Annotated in this window: 1 protein-coding gene; it reads right to left on the bottom strand. The window is 72.9% G+C overall.

Annotation, left to right across the window (positions count from 1 at the left end; genetic code table 11):
• Positions 1–88 precede the first annotated feature (88 nt).
• On the bottom strand, positions 89–1,197 hold a 1,109-nt coding region (locus tag AX685_RS11140), incomplete at its 5' end, for an HlyD family efflux transporter periplasmic adaptor subunit (RefSeq protein WP_066488665.1).

The raw sequence follows: 1,197 nt of genomic DNA, 5'->3' as shown, positions 1-1,197 counted from the left end.
GGGCTGCGAAGGGGGCTGGCTCATGCGGCGTCATCCTCACCCTTCCCACCCGGCTGCGCCGGGCGGGGTGCGGGTGACAAAGGGCGGCTCACCGGTTGGCCGCCACGATCCGGCGGATCTCCGCCTCGACTTCGGGCGTGGTGCCCTGCGTCGTGTCGCCGCGGTACGGGGCGGTCGCCGCCTGTGCCAGCCGCGCGCCGCCGCGATCGGCGGTGTCGACCGTGGCCTTCACCGACAGGCCGACGCGCAGCGGGTTGGCGCGCAATTCCTTCGGATCGAGCGCGATGCGCACCGGCACGCGCTGCACGATCTTGATCCAGTTGCCGCTGGCGTTCTGCGGCGGCAGCAGCGCGAAGGCGTTGCCGCTGCCCGCGCCCATGCCGACGACGCGGCCATGATAGATTACGTCGTCGCCATAGGTGTCCGCCACCAGCGTCGCGGGCTGGCCGATGCGCAGGTCCTTGAGCTGCGTCTCGCGGAAATTGGCGTCGACCCACAGGCGGTCGAGCGGGACGATCGCCATCAACGGCGTGCCGGCGGCGATCTGCTGACCGACCTGCACGGTGCGCTGCGCGACGACGCCGTCGATCGGCGCGGTAATGCGCATGTGCCCGCGCACGATCGCGGCGCGACGATAGGCGGCGATCGCGGCGAGGACCGCGGGATTGGTGTCGACGTCGGTGCCCTGCACCGCGCTTTGCGTCTGGCGGCGCTGTTCGCGGGCGAGCCGCAGGCTGGCGGCGGCGACCTTCACCGCATCGGCGGCGTGATCCAGTTCCTCGCCCGATACCGCCCCTTGCGCGGCGGCGCCGCGGCGGCGGGCGTAATCGTCCTGTGCGCGCGACAGCTGCGCCTGCGCCTCGACGATCGCGGCATCGGACTGGCCGACGCGCGCGACATCGGCGCGGGTGGCGCGGACCGCGCGCGCCAGTTCGGCGGCGGCGGCGGCGAGGTTGACCTCGGCGGTGGTCGGGTCCAGCTCGATCAGCGGCTGCCCGGCCTTCACGCTCTGCGTATTGTCGGCGTGGAGCGCCAGCACCGTGCCCGGATCGCGCGCGGTGATCGCGACGACGTCGCCCGCGACATAGGCGTCGTCGGTCTCCTCCTCGGGCTTGGCGAGCAGGAAGTGGAACACCGCCCAGACGATCAGCGCGACCAGCAGCACCGCACCCAGCACCGCGAAGGCGCGGCGACGAC

Source organism: Sphingomonas sp. CCH9-F2 (assembly GCF_001556735.1).
GTDB lineage: Bacteria > Pseudomonadota > Alphaproteobacteria > Sphingomonadales > Sphingomonadaceae > Sphingomonas > Sphingomonas ginsenosidimutans.
This window is presented reverse-complemented; position numbering and strand designations above follow the sequence as displayed.